Raw genomic sequence first — 20,860 nt, 5'->3', positions numbered from 1 at the left:
TCCTTGCTTTCTCTATCATACTATTAAACTAGTATAATCTATTGTATTCCTCATTGGCAAAGATTTGTGCTTTTTTATTTTGCAATAATTGATAATAAGCATCATAAGCAAGGACGTTTTGTACATAACCGCGGGTTTCATAAAATGGAATTGAAGCGACAAATTCCGCCATGGTTAGTTTGCCGGCGGATTTGGCTAACCATTGATCAACCCGACTGCCGCCCGCGTTGTAAGCGGCGGAAATTAAGATGCGGTTATTGCCGTATTTATCCTGTAATTCCTGCAAATGAGCAGTTCCCAACATAATATTATTGAAGGGGTCATATAATTGATTGGCATTACTGTAAGGCAAGCCGGCTTTTTGTGCCGTTAGTTTCGCCGTGCTTGGTAATAACTGCATTAAACCCCGGGCATCGGCGGAAGACGTCACATAAGGTTTCCAGGCGCTTTCCTGACGGGCAATCGCCATAGCAAAAGTGCGGTCGATTTTTTTGTTTTTTAATAACAAATCAAACCATTGCGGATAAGCGTTCGGCAAACGCAGCGAGATATGATTCCAGGCTTTTGCTAAAATGGTGCCTTCGACCTGCAGATCAAACCATTGCTTATCCCGCGCATATTCGGTGAGGGCGATTTGCTCGTCAAAATTTGCGCGGGCGAATAAACTCCGCCATTCCGTATTCATGTTATTGGTATCTGCCAAAATACGCAGTTCTTCAATGCGACTTAATTCCGCAGCGTATTTTTGCGCCGTTAACTCTTGCGCGGAAGGTTTAGCCGGAGCTGGATTTTCCGGTTTGGATGAAGCCGTCGGTTTTGCTAGATTTTCTTCATTCCGTAAATTAATTTGGTATGTTCTTCCCAGCTCCTGTGTCGCCAGCATCGGATAAAATCCCCGTTGATTTAATAGGGAAGACAATAAGGCATTAGCCTGATTTTGTTCCGCTTTATCCGTTGAACGCTGTAAGGTTTTGGCCGTCCAATATTTCCATTCGTCAGCATTTTTAGCCTTATCGGAAAGCAATGTAAGCCAAGGCTTAATATCTTCTTTATTGCGGATTGCCATGCGGATTCGGCGCTCGGTTAATTTGTCCGCTTTCAGATTTTTTAATTCCGTATCTCGCCATTGCTGTAAAAGGGTGTTCGGACTGTCAAATAATTGGCTGATGACCGCAATTTCCCAATCGGTTGTTTCTTCCGCGGTTAAATTAAAGCGTTTTGCCCAACCGTCAAACTGTGCAAGCAACCTTTGCGGATCGCCGACTTCATTATCTTTAATCGTTCTGACAAAAGAAGGAAACAAGGCTTTTGCAATACGTTTGTTTTGCGTATTAGGTTCTAATTTATCCGGGTTAAAGGGATTTGCCGGATCTTTCAGTTTTTGCGGGGCTTTTTGTATTGCAGCCAGTGTTTTAAGCCAGTTTTGTAAGCCGGTATCCTGAGTTTGCGCGGATAAATGGGTCAACAAGCCTGAATTACCTTGCTCAAGCGCCAAAACGGCGCGCCGGCGAATCAGATCTGCCGTTAGACCGCCCGTTTGATTCCATTGGTTTAAGATTGGATCACAAGCTTTTGGCAAGCTGTTTCCTGTTAACCATAATTTTTCCAGCTCCGCCTGCGGTAACGGATGTTCGGCTTTTTCAGTTAAAATTTGGGCGGAATTGACCGCACTTTTCAGCGCATTCTGATTATTCGTATCGATCACCGGTGAGATTGGCGATTTTGCCTGTAACAGTGCGCATTGGCTGACAATATCTTTAGGCAGTTTGTCTTGATTGGCTAAAATACCTTGCCAGTCCTGATTACTTTGGTGTTGTATAACCCATTGTTTAGTCAGATTTTTAGCAAGCGGGAAATCCTTCCGGCGTTGTAGGTAGGCTTCAATTTGGGCGAAATCCGTATTAGCCAAATTACTGCTGATAAGCTTGTATTCGGCATAGGGATAAAGCGGATAGTCTTTCATTTCATCAAGCAACGCTTTGGCGATATTTTGCGTGTTTTCGCTTTGTGAGATGCTGAGTAATTGGTTGATTTTTTGATAGATTTCACGTTGTTGTGACAAAGATTGTTCCGCCGCAATGACCGGCATAACGGCGCCGAAAGAGAATAGCGCGAGTGCGTAGCGAGAAAAGTTCATAAGAGCCCTATTTGCTTGATTTGTCAGACAGTAGGATCCGCTTATAAAAGATAAACGGCCCTAATATAAAAATAAAACCCGATGTAGTATCGGGTCTTATGAAATTCCGTTAAATTAGACCGCACTTTTTGGAAAAAGTGCGGTAGATTTTTCGTGATTTTTGCTTATAAGCCTTCCTGGAAGTCTTCTTTTTCCACAACTTTTACAACCATGTGTTCACGGTCTAAACCGAAATCGAAGGCAAGGGCAATGGCAACGAAGATGGACGAATAAGTACCAAAACCGATACCGATTAACAGCGCCAGGGAGAAACTGTAAATTGACGGACCGCCGAAAAACAATAACGAAAATACCACGAACAAGGTTGTGACCGAGGTCATTAATGTTCTTGATAAGGTTTGTGTTAAAGAAATATTGATGACTTCTTCCGAGCTTAAGCGGCGGATTTTGCGGAAGTTTTCCCGCACACGGTCGAATACCACAATACTGTCGTTTAACGAGTAACCGACTACCGTTAAAATCGCCGCCACAAAGGTTAAGTCGATTTCAATCTGCAGGAAGGAGAACAATCCGATAGTCACGATAACATCGTGGGCGAGCCCCAAGATCCCGCCTAAACCCAGGCGCCATTCAAAACGCATTCCTACGTAAGCCAATAATAAAATTAAAGTGGCAAGAGTAGCATAAATTGCACCCTGGGTCAGTTCTTCGCCCACATTTGGTCCGACGAATTCAACACTGCGGATTTGGATATCTTTATCCAATGAGGTCATCATATTTTTAATATTATTACCGATATTGGCATCGCTGGCTGAAGCGGGCAAACGAATGGCAACATCATTTGCACTACCCGTCGTTTGCACCAGCGCACTTTCAATACCGCCGGTTTTTAAGGTACTGCGTACATGTTCAAGATCCGCCGGTTGGGAGAAGTGGGTATCAATAATCACGCCGCCGGTGAAGTCCAATCCCCAGTTAAAGCCTTTCGTAAAAATGGAAAATAAGCTCAGTGCAATCACTATAATTGAGAATAAATAACCGAATTTACGATATTTCATAAAGTGAACCAGGCTAAACGGTAGCCCGATTCCTTTATACTCGTGTTTTTGTTTTGTATTTGTCGTTACAGTCATGGCTATTTCCTAAATTGATAATTTCTCAACACGTTTACCGCCGTAAATCCAGTTTATCAGCATACGCGTGCCGGTAATAGCGGTAAACATTGAGATTGCCACACCTAATGCAAGGGTTACGGCAAAGCCTTTAACCGGGCCGGTACCTACCGCATAAAGGACGATAGAGGTTAAAATGGTAGTGAGGTTGGCATCGAAAATGGATGTCCAGGCTCCGTTATAACCTTCGTTAATGGCTTGTTGGATAGGACGGCCGTTGCGCAGTTCTTCTTTGATCCGCTCAAAAATCAGTACGTTGGCGTCCACCGACATCCCAACGGACAGGATAATACCCGCAATACCAGGCATGGTCAGCGTCGCGCCCGGAAGCAATGACATTAACCCGACCACAAGCACCATGTTTGCACATAAGGCTAAACTTGCCACTAAACCGAAAACTTTGTAGAAAACCAGACAGAAAACGATCACTATCGCCAACCCCCAAAGCCCCGCATTTAAGCCTTGCGCCACGTTTTGCGCACCTAAAGACGGGCCGACCGTACGTTCTTCAACAATCTGAATCGGTGCGGTTAAAGCACCGGAACGTAATAGCACGGAAAGATTTTGTGCTTCGGCGGGGCTGTCGATTCCCGTAATTTGGAACTGACTGCCGAAACGACCCTGAATGGTTGCCACGTTAATCACTTCTTCATGTTTTTCTAGGATAACTTTACCGTTTTCATCTTTTTTACCGCTGTCTTTATATTCAACATATAAAGTAGCCATCGGTTTTTTGATGTTTAAGCGGGTTGTATCAGCCATAATCTCGCCGCCTTCGCTGTCTAAGGTTACGCTAACCTGAGGACGGGAGGTTTGTTGATCAAGCCCGGAACTTGCATTGGTAATATGTTCGCCGCCGAGTACCGCGCGTTTAAATAACGCTACCGGCTGACCGTCACGCATAAATTTGACTTCGGTATCCGTCGGCACAATATTACGCGCCATAGCTTCAGGACTGACATTTTGGTTCACAAGGCGGAACTCTAAGGTGGCGGTCGCTCCTAAAATTTCTTTTGCCCGGGCGGTATCCTGAATCCCCGGCAATTCAACAACGATACGTTCCGCACCCTGGCGTTGAATAACCGCTTCGGAAACACCAAGTTCTTCCACCCGTTTACGTAAAATGCCCAGGTTTTGTTCTACAGCATTTTCACGCGCTTCGGTTAGTGCCTGTTCCGATAAAGCCAGATTTAATGTGTTATCGGCGGACTCGGTAATATTTAAATTCGGGTGCTGTTTACGTAAAAAACGGCCGGCATCGGATAATTGTTCCGGTTTTACTAAGGTTACACCGGTACCGAAGTTATCCGTATTTTTAATTGCGGAATACTGGATTTTTTCTTTGCGTAATTCCGTGCGTAAACTGTCCTGTAATTGTTCCTGACGTTTAGACAGTGCCGTATTCATATCCACTTCCATCAGAAAACGAACCCCGCCGCGTAAATCAAGCCCCCATTTCATCGGGTTGCCGCCGATGCTGCTTAACCAAGCAGGTGTTGAAGGAGCAAGATTGAGCGCAACGGAATAAGACTGACCTAATTTTTCAGTAATTTTATCTTTAGCAAGTAACTGGTCGTCGGTATTGTGAAAACGAGCAAGAATCGAACCTTCTTCTAATTTGATAGATTTAGGTTCCAGTTGATTTGATGTTAATAATGTCTGTACATCGGTTAGAGTTGTTTCGGTGGCGGTTTGTCCTCTGGTACCCGAAATTTGGACCGCCGGATCCTCACCGTAAATATTTGGAAGCGCGTATAAAACGCCAATGGCGATCACAAGGATCACCATTAGATTCTTCCATAAAGGGTAGCGATTTAACATAGCTTAACTTTCCCCTTGAGGAATAATAAAAAATTAAAGAGATTTAATTGAGCCTTTCGGTAATACGGCAACAATAAAATCACGTTTGATAGTTACTTCATTAGTTTCGTTTAATGCAATAACAACCATATCGCTGTCTGCCGTTACTTTAGTAATTTTGCCGACCAAACCGCCGGAAGTTAACACTTCGGTACCTTTCGCCAATTGTGACATTAATTGACGATGTTCTTTATTACGTTTTGCTTGCGGACGATAGATCATAAAGTAGAAGATCAAACCGAAAATTGCAAAAATAATAAGCATTGACATTGGGCTGCCTTGTTGTGCGTCCATTTTATATTCCTTATAAAGTTGAGTTGATATTTAAAGAAAACGGTGGCTAAAATACCATAAAATCAATGGAATGTGAAAATGATATTGTAAATCTCTTGAAAAATTTAACGCACTTTATTTCTTGATAGTCAGAATAAATTTGTCGGCTGAATTTTCAGTAGAAATAAGCTGATACCCCTGTTGCTCACAGAGCGAAACAAAATCAGTTACGGCACTCGTATGATTCAAAAACAATGTTAATATGGCGCCTTTTTCCAATTTATCAAGTACTTGTCTTGCCATTAACAGCGGAAGCGGGCAAATATAGCCGGTTAAATCCAATCGATATTGCATAAAGTGCGGTCGTTTTTTTAAGAATTTTTCACTTTGCGCCGTTCCGCCATAATTTTTCCCATGGCGGTTAATTGTTCCGCCGGAATATGCTTTTGTCCTAATTCGAATAAAGGTTCTTCTAAGGCAATATGGCGTTCATAGGCGGCGCGATAGTCATCCAGCAGGTTTTGCTCAATAGTCGTGCGTTTTTCATCAATCAGTTCCTGCAATTGAACGCCTAATTGTTCCCAAATTCCGTGAATGCCGATATGTTCCGCTTCAAGCTTCAGAATATCGGTTTTCGCTTCAGGTACATAGTGCAAAAGAGCGGGGAAAAAATCCGATTCTTCATCCTTATGGTGCAGAGGAGCGGCGACATTAAAGTAGGTAATGATTTGTTTAACGTCATTTTTAACCGCTTGATTTACGCCGTTTTCAGCCAAATAATCCGGCAACATACCCAGTTGACGACAGAAATTTTTTACCCGACCGTGACAGGCAAACAGCATTTCGATGGGTTGTGCCCAAGTGGCGGATTGCATGAGGGCGGATGGTTGGATGTTGATCATAACATTTCCTGTAGGGCGTATCATTACGCCCAAAAAGATCGAGAAAGAGCGTATAGGATACGCTCCTTTGGATTATATAAAATTAAGTTTTCTGCAACGGCGGTACGGGTTTATCCATTCGAGCATAGAATTCTTGTACAAAATCATCAAAACGATCTTGTTCGATAGCCGTGCGGATTTGTTCCATTAAACGTTGGTAATAACGTAAATTATGAATGGTATTCAAACGCGCGCCCAAAATTTCACCGCATTTATCCAAATGGTATAGATAAGATTTAGTGTAATGTTGACAGGTGTAGCAGTCGCAATGCGGATCTAACGGACTGGTGTCGTCTTTATATTTAGCGTTACGGATCTTCACAATACCGTCGGTGACGAATAAATGTCCGTTACGTGCGTTGCGGGTAGGCATCACGCAGTCGAACATATCAATACCGCGACGCACCCCTTCCACTAAATCTTCCGGTTTGCCGACACCCATCAAATAGCGCGGTTTATCCGCCGGCAATAACGGCGTCGTGAATTCCAAAATGCGGTGCATTTCTTCTTTCGGCTCGCCCACTGCCAAACCGCCTACCGCGTAACCGTCAAAACCGATATTGACCAGGTTTTCGGCGGAAACTTTACGCAATTCTTCAAAGGTACCGCCTTGCACGATACCGAATAATGCGTTTTTATTACCTAATTCATCGAAACGGTCACGGCTGCGTTTTGCCCAGCGTAAAGACATTTCCATTGATTTCTTGGCATAATCAAAAGTTGCGGGATAAGGCGTGCATTCGTCGAAGATCATCACAATGTCCGAACCCAAATCATACTGAATTTCCATAGATTTTTCAGGTGAAAGGAAAATACGTTCGCCGTTAATCGGATTTTGGAATTTCACCCCTTCTTCCGTGATTTTGCGTAATTTCCCCAAGCTGAACACCTGGAAACCGCCGGAGTCCGTTAAAATCGGGCGGTGCCATTGCATAAAATCATGTAAGTCACCATGTTTACGCATCACTTCCTGTCCCGGACGTAGCCATAAATGGAAGGTGTTACCGAGCAGGATTTCCGCTCCGGTGGCGCGTACTTCTTCCGGCGTCATACCTTTCACCGTGCCGTAAGTTCCGACCGGCATAAATGCCGGAGTTTGTACGCTAAATTCCCCTTGCGGGCGACTGAAGGTTAATTCGCCGCGACGGGCCGCACCGCTGGTGGTTTTTAGTTTGAATTTCATAAATATTGTTTTCCTTTTCGAATAAACAGTCCCTAAGGTAAAAATTAATCAAGTCCCTTTACATGATTATTTTTAGTAATAAACATGGCATCGCCGTAACTGAAAAACCTATAGCGGTTTTCCACCGCACTTTTATAAGCATTCATTGTATTTTTATAGCCGGCAAAGGCGGAAACCAACATAATCAACGTGCTTTCCGGCAGGTGGAAATTGGTAATCAGACAATCCACCACGCGGAACTGTTTGCCCGGATAGATAAAAATTGAGGTATCGGAGAAAAACGGCTCAATAATTTGTGCGGAACCTTTTTCTTGTGCCGCAAGCGCTGCGCTTTCCACCGAACGCACGGATGTGGTACCCACCGCAATAACCCGTTTGCCTGCGGCTTTGGTAGCGACAATAGCATCCACCACCTGCTGCGGTACTTCCACATATTCCGCGTGCATATGGTGTTCTTCAATATTATTCACGCGCACCGGCTGGAAAGTCCCCGCGCCCACATGCAGAGTCACAAAAGCAAAATTAACCCCCTTCGCTTTTAATTTTGCCAATAATTCTTCGTCAAAATGCAGCCCGGCGGTTGGCGCCGCTACCGCGCCCGGGATTTTGCTGTAAACCGTTTGATAACGTTCCTGGTCCGCATCTTCATCGGGGCGGTCGATATAAGGCGGCAACGGCATATGTCCGATTTTTTGTAATATATCCAAAAGTGCGGTGGATTTTTCGGTAATTTCTAACTCAAATAAGGCGTCTTGGCGACCAATCATCACCGCTTTTACGCCCTTGCCTTCGCCCAGTTTATCTTCGCCTAAAATCAGTTCGGTGCCGGCTTTAGGCGCTTTGGAAGAGCGGACATGCGCTAAAAAGCGGCTTTCGGTCAGCACCCGCTCAATCAACACTTCAATTTTTCCGCCGCTGGCTTTGCGCCCGTACATGCGAGCGGGAATTACCCGGGTATTGTTAAAAATTAATAAATCCCCTTCGTTGATTAAATCATAAACATCGGAAAAAGTGCGGTGAGAAATATCGCCGTTTTCGCCGCTAAGCCGTAGCAGACGGCTTGAACTGCGTTCCGGTTTGGGATAACGAGCAATCAGCTCGTCAGGTAAATCAAAATAAAAGTCGGAAAGATGCATGGTTTTAATTCTTATAAATAGCTTGAAAAAAATCAGTTGGTAAGTCTAGTGCGAAACTAATGCTTATACAAGCAAAAAACTTTATCTTTTAAGCATTTTTCGCTAGAATTCTCCGGCTATCTTTTTTACTGAAAAAAATGAATTCAAAATGCCGAAACAAGCCCAATTTTATTTAATCGAAAAGACACAAGCCGATAACGCGCTTTCTGCGACGGAAGCGTTAGCTTGTAATTTAGCTGCGGATGCTTGGCGTTTGGGTAAAAAGGTGTTAATTGCCTGTGAAACGGAAGAGCAAGCCTTAAATTTGGATGAGGCGCTATGGCAACGCGATGCGGAACAGTTCGTGCCACATAATCTTTCCGGCGAAATCACCAATTATGCGACGCCGATTGAAATTTCATGGCAGGGCAAGCGTAACGCGCAACGCCGCGATTTATTGATTTCATTGCAAAATAACGTACCCGATTATGCACAAAGTTTTAATCATGTGATCGACTTCGTCCCCGCGGAAGAAGAGCGGAAGGCTGTGGCGCGCGAACGCTACAAACTTTATCGCCAGCTCGGTTTTGAAATGGTGATGGAAAAAGCCTAAAACTTTTGAAATTTTGACCGCACTCGGGAGATTTGATAATACAATGATGATGTCGGGAATTATGCCGTCATATCATACCTAATACCCGGTGGGATAAATCCCACCCTACCGATAGAGAAAATATAATGACACAAAAACTACAAATGGCGGACCGTTTCGATGCGTCGGCCGTAGAACAGGCACTTTATAACCACTGGGAACAGAAAGGGTATTTTAAACCCTCTTATGATGCGGGGCGTCCGAGTTATTCTATTGCCATTCCGCCGCCGAACGTAACGGGGTCGTTGCATATGGGGCATGCGTTTCAACAAACTTTAATGGATACTTTGATTCGTTATCATCGTATGCAAGGCGACAACACTTTATGGCAGGCGGGAACCGACCATGCGGGTATCGCCACCCAAATGGTGGTGGAACGTAAAATTGCGGCGGAAGAAAATAAAACGCGCCACGATTACGGTCGTGAGGCATTTATTGAAAAAATCTGGGATTGGAAAGCTTATTCGGGCGGTACAATCAGTCAGCAAATGCGCCGTTTAGGGAATTCCATCGACTGGGAACGCGAACGTTTTACTATGGACGAAGGATTATCCGAAGCGGTGAAAGAGGTATTCGTACGTTTGCATGAAGAAGGCTTAATTTATCGCGGTAAACGCTTAGTGAACTGGGATCCGAAGTTACATACCGCGATTTCCGACCTTGAAGTGGAAAACAAGGAATCCAAAGGCAGTTTATGGCATTTCCGCTATCCGTTGGCAAAGGGTGCGAAAACCGCGGAAGGCTTGGATTATTTGGTAGTGGCGACCACACGTCCTGAAACCGTGTTGGGGGATACCGCCGTTGCCGTTCATCCGGAAGACGAACGTTATCAATCGCTTATCGGCAAAACAGTGATTCTGCCGCTTGCTAACCGTGAAATTCCTATTGTCGCCGACGAATATGTGGATCGCGAATTCGGTACCGGCGTGGTGAAAATCACTCCGGCTCACGATTTTAACGACTATGAAGTGGGTAAACGTCATAATTTACCGATGGTGAATGTGATGACCTTTAATGCGGATATTCGCGAAGAAGCGGAAATTATCGGTACGGACGGTCAACCGCTAACCACTTATGAAGCGGAGATTCCGCAAGATTACCGCGGTTTAGAACGTTTTGCCGCCCGTAAAAAAGTGGTAGCGGATTTCGACAGCTTAGGTTTATTGGAAAAAATCCAACCTCATGATTTAAAAGTGCCTTACGGCGATCGCGGCGGCGTGCCGATTGAGCCGATGTTGACAGACCAATGGTATGTGTCGGTCAAACCGTTGGCGGAAACGGCAATTAAAGCGGTGGAAGAGGGCGAAATTCAATTCGTGCCGAAGCAATATGAAAATCTTTATTATTCCTGGATGCGCGACATTCAGGACTGGTGTATTTCCCGCCAACTTTGGTGGGGGCACCGCATTCCAGCGTGGTATGACGAACAAGGTAATGTATATGTAGGTCGCAGCGAGGAAGATGTGCGGTCGAAAAACGGTTTGAATTCAAGCGTGGCGTTGCGCCAAGATGAAGACGTGTTAGATACGTGGTTTTCATCGGCGTTATGGACGTTCTCAACCCTCGGCTGGCCGCAACAAACCAAAGAATTGGCGATGTTCCATCCGACCAATGTGTTAATTACCGGTTTCGACATTATTTTCTTCTGGGTGGCTCGCATGATTATGATGACCATGCACTTCATCAAAGATGAAAACGGCAAACCGCAAGTACCGTTCAAAACCGTATACGTTACCGGTTTGATCCGCGATGAGCAAGGACAAAAAATGTCGAAATCCAAAGGTAACGTTATCGATCCGTTGGATATGATCGACGGTATCGACCTTGAATCCTTATTGGCAAAACGTACGGGCAATATGATGCAGCCGCAGTTAGCGGAAAAAATCGCCAAAGCCACCAAAAAAGAGTTTCCCGAAGGTATTCAGCCACATGGTACGGACGCGTTGCGTTTTACCTTATCGGCGCTGGCTTCAACCGGTCGCGATATCAACTGGGATATGAAACGTTTGGAAGGTTACCGCAATTTCTGCAACAAATTGTGGAATGCCAGCCGTTTTGTGTTAACCAACGATAAATTGGATCTCAGTACTGGCGAGCGCGAATTGTCGTTGGCGGATAAATGGATCCAGGCGGAATTCAATAAGACGGTGCAAAATTTCCGTAATGCGTTGGATCAATACCGTTTCGATTTAGCGGCGACGGAACTTTACGAATTCACCTGGAACCAATTCTGCGACTGGTATTTGGAATTAACCAAACCGGTATTTGCCAATGGTACGGACGCGCAAATACGTGCGGCAAGTTTCACTTTGGTGAATGTATTAGAAAAATTATTGCGTTTAGCTCATCCGTTGATTCCGTTTATCACCGAAGAAATCTGGCAAAAAGTGAAAGATTTTGCCGGCGTGGAAGGTGAAACCATTATGACTCAACCGTTCCCGGCGTTTGACGAGGCTTTAGTTAATGATGAGGCGGTCGCGCAAATCAGCTGGATTAAAGAAGTGATTACGGCGGTGCGTAATATTCGCGCGGAATCTAACATTGCGCCGAGCAAAGGTTTGGATTTATTGTTACGCAATCTTCCCGATACGGAACAAAAAACGTTGGAAAACAACCGCACTTTAATGCAGATTATGGCGAAATTAGACAGTGTGAAAGTGTTGGCGCAAGACGAGGAAGCGCCGCTTTCCGTAGCTAAACTGGTGGGTAGTGCGGAATTGCTGGTGCCAATGGCCGGTTTCATTAATAAGGATACGGAACTCGCCCGCTTAAATAAAGAAATCGAGAAATTGATTGGCGAGGTGAAACGTATTGAAGGTAAACTCGGTAATGAAGCTTTCGTCGCCAAAGCGCCGGAAGCGGTGATTGCCAAAGAGCGCGAAAAAATGCAGGATTATCAAGAAGGTTTAGAGAAACTCAGAGCGCAATATTTGAGTATTGAGAATCTTTAATTCTGAATAAAATTTCATCAAAAGTGCGGTCGAAAAATAAGCATTTTTTACCGCACTTTTTTTGTTTTATTAAACTTTTTCCGCCTGTTCCAATACTACAAGCTGCAATACTTTAATGCCGGCTTCAATCTCTTCCCATGAGGTAAATTCCAGCGGGTTATGACTGATGCCGTTTTTTGACGGAACGAATATCATGCCGGTCGGGCAGAAAGTCGCCATATGCATGGCATCGTGGCCTGCGCCGCTCGGCATAATTTCATAGGCATAGCCTAAATCCTGCGCCGCTCGGCTGATTTGTTGCACCATTTGATCGGGCAATAGAATCGGTTGATCTTTGGAAATCAGTTGTAATTCGATAGATAATCCCCGCTTGGCGGTAACTTGTTCGATTTGTTGTTGTAATACGGTGAAAACCGATTCTCTGGCTTCGCTATGAATGCCGCGAATATCTACCAGCAGTTCGCAATAGCCCGGCACAACATTCATTACGCCCGGTTTGGCATTGAGATTACTGACCGTTGCTACGGTAGAATGTCCGGCATCGATTGCCGCCCGTTCAATGGCCAACGCCAATTCCGCACCGCCTAACAGCGCATCGCGGCGGTAGTGCATTGCGGTCGCGCCGGAATGATCCGCCTGCCCTTGAATTTTTACTATACAGCGAATCGGCGCGGCAATTCCCGTTACTACACCGATGGTTTTCCGTTCGTTTGCCAGGCGTGGCCCCTGTTCGATGTGTAATTCAAAAAAGCATTTAAATTCTTCCGCATTGCGTTTGACCTGATCAACTTCGGTAAAGTCCAAACCGATAGTCGCCATGGCTTCTTCTAAGCTGTTTCCTTGTTTATCACGCAGCCTGCTTAAACTTTCCCGATTAGCAATTCCACACATGAGCTTGCTGCCAAGGGTGGCATAATTAAAACGGCTGGATTCTTCGCAGGTGAAAATGATCAGTTCTAACGGATAGCGGGTTTGTACGCCCTGTTCGCACAATTGAAACAGAATTTCCAGCCCGCCTACAGAACCCAAAGGACCATCAAATTTTCCCGCATTGACGACAGTATCGATATGGGAACCGAACGTTACTGCGGGCAAATGGTCTTCAATTCCCGATTTACGGATAAATAAATTGCCGACTTGATCGCGGCGAATGGAGAGATCATAGGGTTTGCACAGCTCAATCAGGTAATTATGTGCCGCTTCGTCTTCCGCACTGAATGCTAAGCGGGTTAATTCGCCCGGTACGGAGGAAATTGACGCCAATTTTTCAATAATAGTTTGAATTCGCTTCATATTAACGGACATAGCTTCTCCTTTTTCATTTATTTTGTGAGCTAGACCACAGAACTCGGATCTTTATTTTTCTCTTTCAAACATTCGATTGCATAATAATGTTTGAATCGGAGAAAATTATAATGAAAAATATGTTACTCATCAGCGGTTAAAAATACAAGGAAAGCGGTTATTTAATCCATTGTATTCCTTGGTTACAACAATTCTTATCCGCTTATCGGGGTAAAAAATTGTTTTTGTTTTTTATGCCGACATACGTCGTTCTTATAATATTAAGAAACCGTGCAAGCGGTTTTATCACCGTTAAATATGGAAATCATCTCCGGCAAAATGTTGAGACACAATGGCGAAAGTCGTGAGGAACATTTGGCGGAATTTTTAATCGTTAATCCGACCGCACTTGTACACGTACATCCTGAAAGTACGGCGTTGCATATCGAAGGCAGACAAGCTACGATTTTGGAGTAGCGGCGGTGTTACGTTTCAGTGAGAATATACAACTCACCGAGTTACCCGTTAATTCGACATTCAGATATTAAGGGAAAATTATTATGGATGAATTGAAACCTGTTATTGCCGTTGCCGGCATTATTGCGACCATTTATTTGCTGATTAAAAAATATGAAACCCGAACCGTACTGATCGGGGTCGGGTTGTTGATGTCGCTCCTTACGTTTAATCCGATGGGCGCATTGGACGCATTCGCCAAAAGTATGACTTCCGGCGGACTGATTATGGCAATCTGTTCTAGTATGGGTTTTGCCTATGTAATGAAATATACTCAATGCGATACTCATTTAGTACATTTGCTGACCAAACCACTGGGAGGATTAAAATTCTTTTTGATCCCGGTAGCGACGGTGATCACTTTCTTTATTAATATCGCGATTCCTTCTGCGGCCGGATGCGCGGCGGCGGTGGGAGCAACGTTGATTCCGATACTGAAAAGTGCCGGCGTCCGTCCGGCGACAGCCGGGGCGGCCATTCTGGCGGGGACTTTCGGTTCCATGATGAGCCCCGGTTCTTCTCACTCGGCGATGATCAGTGAAATGTCGAAACTAACGATTACTGAAGTTAACCTGACTCATGCCCCTTATACTATGGTTGCGGGCGCTATCGGTGCGGTTATGCTGACATTGTTGGCGCTGTTTTTTAAAGATTACGGCGATGAACACCGTCAAGCTTATTTAAGAGAACAGAAAGAAGCGGAAGATAAATTCGTTAAAGTTAATGTTCTGTTTGCTTTAGCGCCTTTGGTGCCGTTGGTGATTCTGGTTATTGGCGGTACATCGTTGCAACAGGTGTCCTGGTTAGGCTGGACCCAAATGGGCGTACCGCAGGCAATGTTAATCGGGGCGATTTACGGCATTTTGGTCACCCGTATTTCTCCGGTGAAAATCACCGAAGAATTCTTTAATGGAATGGGTAATTCTTATGCCAACGTACTCGGTATCATTATTGCGGCGGGCGTGTTTGTGGCCGGGTTAAAATCCACCGGCGCTATTGACTCTGCCATCGGGTTCCTCAAACATTCCAACGAATTTGTGCGCTGGGGTGCGACTATCGGACCGTTCCTGATGGGGATCATCACCGGTTCCGGCGATGCGGCGGCAATCGCCTTCAACTCCGCCGTTACACCGCATGCGGTCGAACTCGGTTATACTTATGTTAATCTCGGTATGGCGGCGGCAATTTCGGGCGCGATCGGACGTACCGCCTCGCCGATTGCAGGTGTCACCATCGTCTGTGCGGGCCTGGCAATGGTCAGCCCGATGGAAATGATCAAACGTACCGCGTTGGGAATGGTTTTGGCAATCTTATTTCTTGCTCTGTTTATGCTGTAAAAAACAGGTGAAAAAACGACCGCACTTTTAGGGCGGTCCTCAATTTGAAGCGGGACGGATTCTCGGGTAAAAACAGCCGATACAAAAATACAATCAAGAATGTGCCCCAGATATAATTTCCGTCTTACGGTGAATATACGCTTACCCGAACATCGCATATGGTAAGAACACCGTATATTTATCAATATCAAGAAGGAGCATACTATGGAATTGACTCAACAACAGCTCGTACAATGGCGCAGAGAATTTCATCGTTTTCCGGAAACGGGCTGGGCAGAGTTTTGGACAACTTCTCGTATTGCCGATTATTTAGAACAAATGGGATTTGAGATTCTTCTCGGTAATCAAATCATTAACCGTGATTTTGTACGCGGTCGTCAACAAGCCGTTGTGGAAAAAGGGTTGGCAAATGCCGTTGCATACGGCGCTAAACAAAAATGGCTGGAAAAAATGGACGGCTACACCGGCTGTGTGGCGGTATTGGATTCGGGGAAGCCGGGGAAAACCCTGGCCTTGCGTTTCGATATCGACTGCGTGAATGTGATGGAAACCAAAGCACCGGAACATATTCCGAATAAAGAGGGTTTTACTTCCCTTAACGATGGCTTTATGCATGCCTGCGGACACGACGGACATATCACTATCGGCTTAGGTACTGCGCTGTGGCTGTCGCAAAATAAGGATAAACTCAGCGGCAAAGTGAAAATTGTGTTTCAACCGGCGGAAGAAGGCGTGCGCGGCGCGGCGGCGATTGCGGCAAGCGGCGTAATTGACGATGCCGATTATTTCTCCGCTTCGCATATCGGCTTTTGTGCGGATAGCGGTACGGTGATTTCCAATCCGACAAATTTCCTTTCCACCACTAAGATCGATATCCGTTACCAAGGCAAACCGGCACATGCGGGAGCCGCTCCGCATTTAGGACGCAATGCTCTGCTTGCCGCCGCTCACGCTGTTACCCAGCTACACGGAATCAGCCGTCACGGCGAAGGAATGACGCGGATTAATGTAGGCGTGCTGAAGGCGGGCGAAGGGCGGAACGTTATTCCGAGTAAAGCGGAAATTCAGCTTGAAGTACGTGGTGAAAACAAAGCCGTCAATCAGTATATGGTTGATCAGGTCATGAGGATTGCCAACGGTATCGCCGTCAGCTTTGATGTGGAGTATGAAACGGAAATCATGGGCGAAGCGGTGGATATGATTAACGATACCGAACTGGTAGGGCTGGTGGAAGACATCGTTCTTGCCCACCCTAAAGTGCATAGCGCTAATGCAAATTATGCCTTTAACGCCAGTGAAGATGCAACGGTTTTAGGCAGACGGGTACAAGAACAAGGTGGCAAAGCGATCTATTTTGTCCTTGGCGCAGACCGTACGGCCGGCCATCATGAGGCGGAGTTTGATTTCGATGAAGACCAATTGATGAACGGCGTGAACATTTATACTGCACTGGTACAACGGCTGCTCGGTTAAAAACGGTTTTAAGAATCAAAAAGTGCGGTTGAAAATCAAAATGTTTTAACCGCACTTTTTTGTTAAAAAAATGTAAATAAATTGATAAAATTGTGATACACCTCTCATTTTTATAGATGATTTTATGTTCAAATAGCTAAACCTTAATCAAGCGGTAAACACCGCCGGTGTTGAGAGCAAGGTAAACGTAACAGTTTTTTACCGCAACGTTAGTAATAGGAGAGCGAATATGACAAAAGATCTCAATGTATTTGATAAACATTACGGTTTATTGATTAACGGCGAATGGACTGATGGTTCCGAAGGCAAAACTTTAACTGCGCATAACCCTGCAAACGGGGCGGAACTGGCGACTTTTATTGACGCAACGGATGCGGATGTAGATGCGGCGGTAACTGCTGCGCAGGAAGCTTTTAAAACCTGGAAACACACTACTGCGGCGGAACGGGCGGCAATTTTAAATAAAATAGCCGATGTGATTGATGAAAATACGGAATTATTTGCTTTGCAGGAAACCCTGGATAACGGTAAACCGATTCGTGAAACCCGGGCTGCGGATATTCCGCTGGCGGCGGATCACTTCCGTTATTTTGCAGCGGTAATTCGTTCCGAAGAAGGCAGCGCCAATCAATTGGACGACGAAGATTTGTCGTTGATTTTACGTGAACCGATCGGTGTGGTAGGGCAGATTATTCCCTGGAATTTCCCGTTCTTGATGGCAGCATGGAAAATTGCACCCGCATTGGCGGCAGGATGCACGGTGGTGATTCACCCTTCTTCTTCCACCTCTTTGAGTTTGCTTTCTCTGGCACAGAAAATTAACCATTTATTGCCGAAGGGTGTGTTTAACGTGATTACCGGTAAAGGTTCTAAGTCCGGCGAATATATGCTGCACCATACTGGTTTTAATAAACTGGCGTTTACGGGTTCTACTGAGATCGGGCGTAAAATCGGGGTGGCGGCGGCCGAGATGTTAATTCCGTCCACCTTGGAATTAGGCGGTAAATCAGCCAATATTTTCTTTGACGATATGCCTTTTGATAAAGCGCTGGAAGGGGCGCAAAAAGGTATTCTGTTTAATCAGGGGCAGGTATGTTGCGCCGGATCGCGGATTTTCGTACAGGAAAATATTTACGATAAATTTATTGCCGCGCTAAAAGAAGAATTCAAGAAAGTGAAAGTCGGCTTACCTTGGGAAGACGACACTCAGATGGGCGCACAGGTAAATTCCAACCAAATTAAGGTGATCAGCAAATACGTGGATATTGCCAGAGAAGAAGGTTGTGAGATCATTATCGGCGGCGAAAAAGCGACGGATCCTGCCTTGGCAAAAGGCGAGTTTTTCCAACCGACATTAATTCTGGCGCCGGATAATACTAAACGGGTGGCACAGGAAGAAATTTTCGGTCCGGTTGCCGTGGTTATTAAATTTAAAGAGGAAGCGGATGTGATTCACATGGCGAACGATAGCGAATACGGGCTTGGCGGTGCCGTATGGACCCACAATATCAACCGTGCGTTACGTGTTGCTCGCGCGCTGGAAACCGGCCGTGTGTGGGTGAACTGTTACAACCGCCTGCCAGCGGGCGCGCCGTTCGGTGGTTATAAGACTTCAGGTATCGGTCGTGAAACTCATAAAATGATGCTGGATGCCTATACCCAGGTGAAAAATATCTTCATCAGTACTCGGGAAGAGCGTGAAGGTATGTATTAGCGGCAAAAGTGCGGTGGAAATTTCCGTTTTTTTAGTGGGATAGCCGTCGCATAACATGTAAAGTGGCTCATGTCTTGAAATCCCACCCCCTCCGCCTTTCAGGCACCTCCCCCCAACTTTGTGGGGGAGGGAACGGACTGAAATAATGTTATCGTTATCGAAATACGCAAAAATGTTCGCTCCCCCACGAGGCCGGGGGAGCTGTCACGCAGTGACTGAGGGGGCAAGGAATTTTCCCCACCGGCTTTCAGGCACCTCCCCCAACTTTGTGGGGGAGGGAACGGACTGAAATAATGTTATCGTTATCGAAATACGCAAAAAATGTTCGCTCCCCCACGAGGCCGGGGGAGCTGTCACGCAGTGACTGAGGGGGCAAGGAATTTTCCCCACCGGCTTTCAGGCACCTCCCCCAACTTTGTGGAGGAGGGAACGGACTGAAATAATGTTATCGTTATCGAAATACGCAAAAAATGTTCGCTCCCCCACGAGGCCGGGGGAGCTGTCACGTAGTGACTGAGGGGGCAAGGAATTTTCCCCACCGGCTTTCAGGTCCCTCCCCCAACTTTGTGGGGGAGGGAACGGACTGAAATAATGTTATCGCTATCGAAATACGCAAAAAATGTTCGCTCCCCCACGAAGCCGGGGGAGCTGTCACGCAGTGACTGAGGGGGATTCCTAACCTCTAAATTTCACTTAAATTATTTCACCTGATTCAGCAAAAACTGAACCAACAATGAAACCGGGCGGCCGGTGGCACCTTTATTTTGACCTTGTAACCAGGCTGTTCCGGCAATATCTAAATGCGCCCAAGGGTAGTTTTTAGTGAAGTTGGAAAGAAATGCGCCGGCAGTGATAGCGCCTCCCCAGCGACCGCCTAAATTTGCCAAATCGGCAAATTTAGATTTTAATTGTTCTTGATATTCTTCACTTAACGGCAAACGCCAGGCCTTATCATTGGCAAGTTTCGCTGCCCGTTCGAGATCTTGCGCTAAATTGTCATCCGTTGAAACCAACCCGCTGTTGTGTTGCCCCAAAGCTACTACACAGGCACCTGTTAAGGTGGCAACATCAATAACCAGTTCAGGTTCGAAGCGTTCCACATAGGTTAAGGTATCACATAAAACTAAGCGACCTTCCGCATCGGTATTTAACACCTCAACTGTTAAACCGCTCATAGTCGTCAGAATATCGCCGGGACGATAAGCATTACCGTCCGGCAAATTTTCGCAACCCGCCATCACACCGATAACATTTAACGGCAATTGTAATTCGGCAATAGCGTTCATTACCCCGTAAACGGAAGCGGCACCGCACATGTCATATTTCATTTCATCCATATCCGCCGCGGGTTTTAATGAAATACCACCGGCATCAAAGGTCAGCCCTTTGCCCACCAGAACGATAGGTTTAGCATTCGGATTTTCATGGTTACGGTATTCCATAACAGACAGTTTCGCCTCATTTTTTGAACCGCAAGAAACCGCAAGATAAGCGTTCATGCCTAATTTTTTCATCTCTTTTTCGCCGATAACCGTAGTTTTGATTAGCGATGAGCGGTGGGCCAGCTGATTTGCCTGTTCCGCCAAATAGGCCGGATTACAGATATTCGGCGGACAGTTTGCAATATCTTTTGCCGCTTTTACACCTGAAGAAATTGCCGTTGCATGTCGAATGGCAAGTTCTGCTTGTTCATGATTTTCTTCCGTGTAGAAGGTAATTTCGGCTAATTTGCTGTTATTTTCAGATTTCTTACGTTTAAATTGCTCAAAAATATAATTATCTTCCTCAATAGTTTCTACCGCAAAACGAACATTCCAGTAAAGATCGCGATCTTTGATTTTTACTTCGGTTAAGGCGTTAATAATTGTTGTTGCAATAGTTTCTTTGGCGGTTTTAACGGCTTTTTGAATAATTTGTTTATATTGACGTTCGGTAACTTCATTTTGCTTGCCGCAACCTACTAAAATAATACGTTGAGCACCGTGGCGGAGTACTAAAATTCGCCCGATTTTACCGCTGACTTCACCGTTTTTTACCGCTTCGGTAATTTCGCCCTTTAGTTTAAGATCGAGCTTTAATGCGGCAGGTGAGAGTTCCTGATTCTCAAAAATTGCAATAAAAAGACTTTTGTTTTCCTGTTCAAGTGCGGTCTGTTTTACCGAATATTTCATTCGTTCCTTCCTAATTTTTTTACTGTTTTAAAGTCGAAAATACGTTATTATATGGCACGCTGAAAAATGGGCGGCTAAAAC

Annotated in this window: 15 protein-coding genes and 1 pseudogene; 6 read left to right on the top strand and 10 right to left on the bottom strand. The window is 45.3% G+C overall.

The window, feature by feature from the left end; genetic code table 11:
* Positions 1-28: 28 nt before the first annotated feature.
* From A4G13_RS05290 to queA, 8 genes are all read right to left on the bottom strand, one after another.
* Positions 29-2,137 carry a transglycosylase SLT domain-containing protein gene (locus tag A4G13_RS05290; RefSeq protein WP_090656616.1) on the bottom strand — a complete coding sequence of 703 codons (2,109 nt, stop codon included), beginning with the start codon at positions 2,135-2,137 and terminating at the stop codon, positions 29-31.
* Positions 2,138-2,301: 164 nt separating this feature from the next.
* Complete coding sequence (gene secF, locus A4G13_RS05285; protein WP_090656613.1) at positions 2,302-3,270, bottom strand: protein translocase subunit SecF; 969 nt, start codon at positions 3,268-3,270, stop codon at positions 2,302-2,304.
* 9 nt (positions 3,271-3,279) lie between these two features.
* Positions 3,280-5,130: a protein translocase subunit SecD gene (gene secD, locus A4G13_RS05280; protein ID WP_090656610.1), complete on the bottom strand. Its 1,851-nt coding sequence runs from the start codon at positions 5,128-5,130 to the stop codon at positions 3,280-3,282.
* 33 nt (positions 5,131-5,163) lie between these two features.
* Positions 5,164-5,463: a preprotein translocase subunit YajC gene (gene yajC / locus A4G13_RS05275; RefSeq protein WP_090656604.1), complete on the bottom strand. Its 300-nt coding sequence runs from the start codon at positions 5,461-5,463 to the stop codon at positions 5,164-5,166.
* A gap of 114 nt (positions 5,464-5,577) precedes the next feature.
* Entirely contained in the window at positions 5,578-5,796 is a 219-nt protein-coding gene (locus A4G13_RS05270; RefSeq protein WP_011200733.1) for a sulfurtransferase TusA family protein, read from the bottom strand.
* A gap of 17 nt (positions 5,797-5,813) precedes the next feature.
* Positions 5,814-6,344, bottom strand: a complete 531-nt coding sequence (locus tag A4G13_RS05265) for a hemerythrin domain-containing protein (protein WP_090656602.1) — start codon at positions 6,342-6,344, stop codon at positions 5,814-5,816.
* A gap of 82 nt (positions 6,345-6,426) precedes the next feature.
* Complete coding sequence (gene tgt / locus A4G13_RS05260; RefSeq protein WP_090656599.1) at positions 6,427-7,566, bottom strand: tRNA guanosine(34) transglycosylase Tgt; 1,140 nt, start codon at positions 7,564-7,566, stop codon at positions 6,427-6,429.
* A 44-nt stretch (positions 7,567-7,610) separates the two neighbouring features.
* Entirely contained in the window at positions 7,611-8,702 is a 1,092-nt protein-coding gene (gene queA, locus A4G13_RS05255) for a tRNA preQ1(34) S-adenosylmethionine ribosyltransferase-isomerase QueA (protein WP_090656596.1), read from the bottom strand.
* A gap of 148 nt (positions 8,703-8,850) precedes the next feature.
* On the opposite strand from queA, the gene A4G13_RS05250 reads away from it, so the two are divergent.
* The gene (locus A4G13_RS05250) at positions 8,851-9,294 is read left to right on the top strand and encodes a DNA polymerase III subunit chi (RefSeq protein WP_011200729.1); all 444 of its coding nucleotides are present in this window, start codon (positions 8,851-8,853) and stop codon (positions 9,292-9,294) included.
* Between the two features lie 125 nt (positions 9,295-9,419).
* Positions 9,420-12,284, top strand: coding sequence for a valine--tRNA ligase (locus A4G13_RS05245; protein ID WP_090656593.1), 2,865 nt, complete (start codon positions 9,420-9,422; stop codon positions 12,282-12,284).
* 69 nt (positions 12,285-12,353) lie between these two features.
* On the opposite strand, the gene A4G13_RS05240 is transcribed toward A4G13_RS05245, so the two are convergent.
* Positions 12,354-13,589: a Zn-dependent hydrolase gene (locus A4G13_RS05240; RefSeq protein WP_090656590.1), complete on the bottom strand. Its 1,236-nt coding sequence runs from the start codon at positions 13,587-13,589 to the stop codon at positions 12,354-12,356.
* A 164-nt stretch (positions 13,590-13,753) separates the two neighbouring features.
* On the opposite strand from A4G13_RS05240, the pseudogene A4G13_RS05235 reads away from it, so the two are divergent.
* From A4G13_RS05235 to A4G13_RS05220, 4 genes and pseudogenes are all read left to right on the top strand, one after another.
* Positions 13,754-14,116: pseudogene (locus A4G13_RS05235) on the top strand (type 1 glutamine amidotransferase family protein).
* Positions 14,117-14,128: 12 nt separating this feature from the next.
* Positions 14,129-15,421 carry a C4-dicarboxylate transporter DcuC gene (gene dcuC / locus A4G13_RS05230; protein WP_090656587.1) on the top strand — a complete coding sequence of 431 codons (1,293 nt, stop codon included), beginning with the start codon at positions 14,129-14,131 and terminating at the stop codon, positions 15,419-15,421.
* A 204-nt stretch (positions 15,422-15,625) separates the two neighbouring features.
* A complete protein-coding gene (locus tag A4G13_RS05225) occupies positions 15,626-16,894 on the top strand; it encodes a M20 family metallo-hydrolase (RefSeq protein WP_090656585.1) in 1,269 nt (422 codons plus the stop codon).
* A 229-nt stretch (positions 16,895-17,123) separates the two neighbouring features.
* Positions 17,124-18,608, top strand: a complete 1,485-nt coding sequence (locus A4G13_RS05220; RefSeq protein WP_011200723.1) for an aldehyde dehydrogenase family protein — start codon at positions 17,124-17,126, stop codon at positions 18,606-18,608.
* 698 nt (positions 18,609-19,306) lie between these two features.
* On the opposite strand, the gene A4G13_RS05215 is transcribed toward A4G13_RS05220, so the two are convergent.
* On the bottom strand, positions 19,307-20,779 hold the full coding sequence (locus tag A4G13_RS05215) for a leucyl aminopeptidase (RefSeq protein ID WP_090654790.1): 1,473 nt from the start codon (positions 20,777-20,779) through the stop codon (positions 19,307-19,309).
* Positions 20,780-20,860 lie beyond the last annotated feature (81 nt).

It is taken from the genome of Basfia succiniciproducens (assembly GCF_011455875.1).
Classification (GTDB): Bacteria; Pseudomonadota; Gammaproteobacteria; order Enterobacterales; family Pasteurellaceae; genus Basfia; species Basfia succiniciproducens.
The sequence above is the reverse complement of the archived record's forward strand: the minus strand, read 5'-3'. Positions and strand labels throughout refer to the sequence as shown.

Coding starts and splice junctions, on each gene's coding strand:
- A4G13_RS05290 (WP_090656616.1), bottom strand. CDS start 2,137: ATGAACTTTTCTCGCTACGCACTCGCGCTATTCTCTTTCGGCGCCGTT.
- secF (WP_090656613.1), bottom strand. CDS start 3,270: ATGACTGTAACGACAAATACAAAACAAAAACACGAGTATAAAGGAATC.
- secD (WP_090656610.1), bottom strand. CDS start 5,130: ATGTTAAATCGCTACCCTTTATGGAAGAATCTAATGGTGATCCTTGTG.
- yajC (WP_090656604.1), bottom strand. CDS start 5,463: ATGGACGCACAACAAGGCAGCCCAATGTCAATGCTTATTATTTTTGCA.
- A4G13_RS05270 (WP_011200733.1), bottom strand. CDS start 5,796: ATGCAATATCGATTGGATTTAACCGGCTATATTTGCCCGCTTCCGCTG.
- A4G13_RS05265 (WP_090656602.1), bottom strand. CDS start 6,344: ATGATCAACATCCAACCATCCGCCCTCATGCAATCCGCCACTTGGGCA.
- tgt (WP_090656599.1), bottom strand. CDS start 7,566: ATGAAATTCAAACTAAAAACCACCAGCGGTGCGGCCCGTCGCGGCGAA.
- queA (WP_090656596.1), bottom strand. CDS start 8,702: ATGCATCTTTCCGACTTTTATTTTGATTTACCTGACGAGCTGATTGCT.
- A4G13_RS05250 (WP_011200729.1), top strand. CDS start 8,851: ATGCCGAAACAAGCCCAATTTTATTTAATCGAAAAGACACAAGCCGAT.
- A4G13_RS05245 (WP_090656593.1), top strand. CDS start 9,420: ATGACACAAAAACTACAAATGGCGGACCGTTTCGATGCGTCGGCCGTA.
- A4G13_RS05240 (WP_090656590.1), bottom strand. CDS start 13,589: ATGTCCGTTAATATGAAGCGAATTCAAACTATTATTGAAAAATTGGCG.
- dcuC (WP_090656587.1), top strand. CDS start 14,129: ATGGATGAATTGAAACCTGTTATTGCCGTTGCCGGCATTATTGCGACC.
- A4G13_RS05225 (WP_090656585.1), top strand. CDS start 15,626: ATGGAATTGACTCAACAACAGCTCGTACAATGGCGCAGAGAATTTCAT.
- A4G13_RS05220 (WP_011200723.1), top strand. CDS start 17,124: ATGACAAAAGATCTCAATGTATTTGATAAACATTACGGTTTATTGATT.
- A4G13_RS05215 (WP_090654790.1), bottom strand. CDS start 20,779: ATGAAATATTCGGTAAAACAGACCGCACTTGAACAGGAAAACAAAAGT.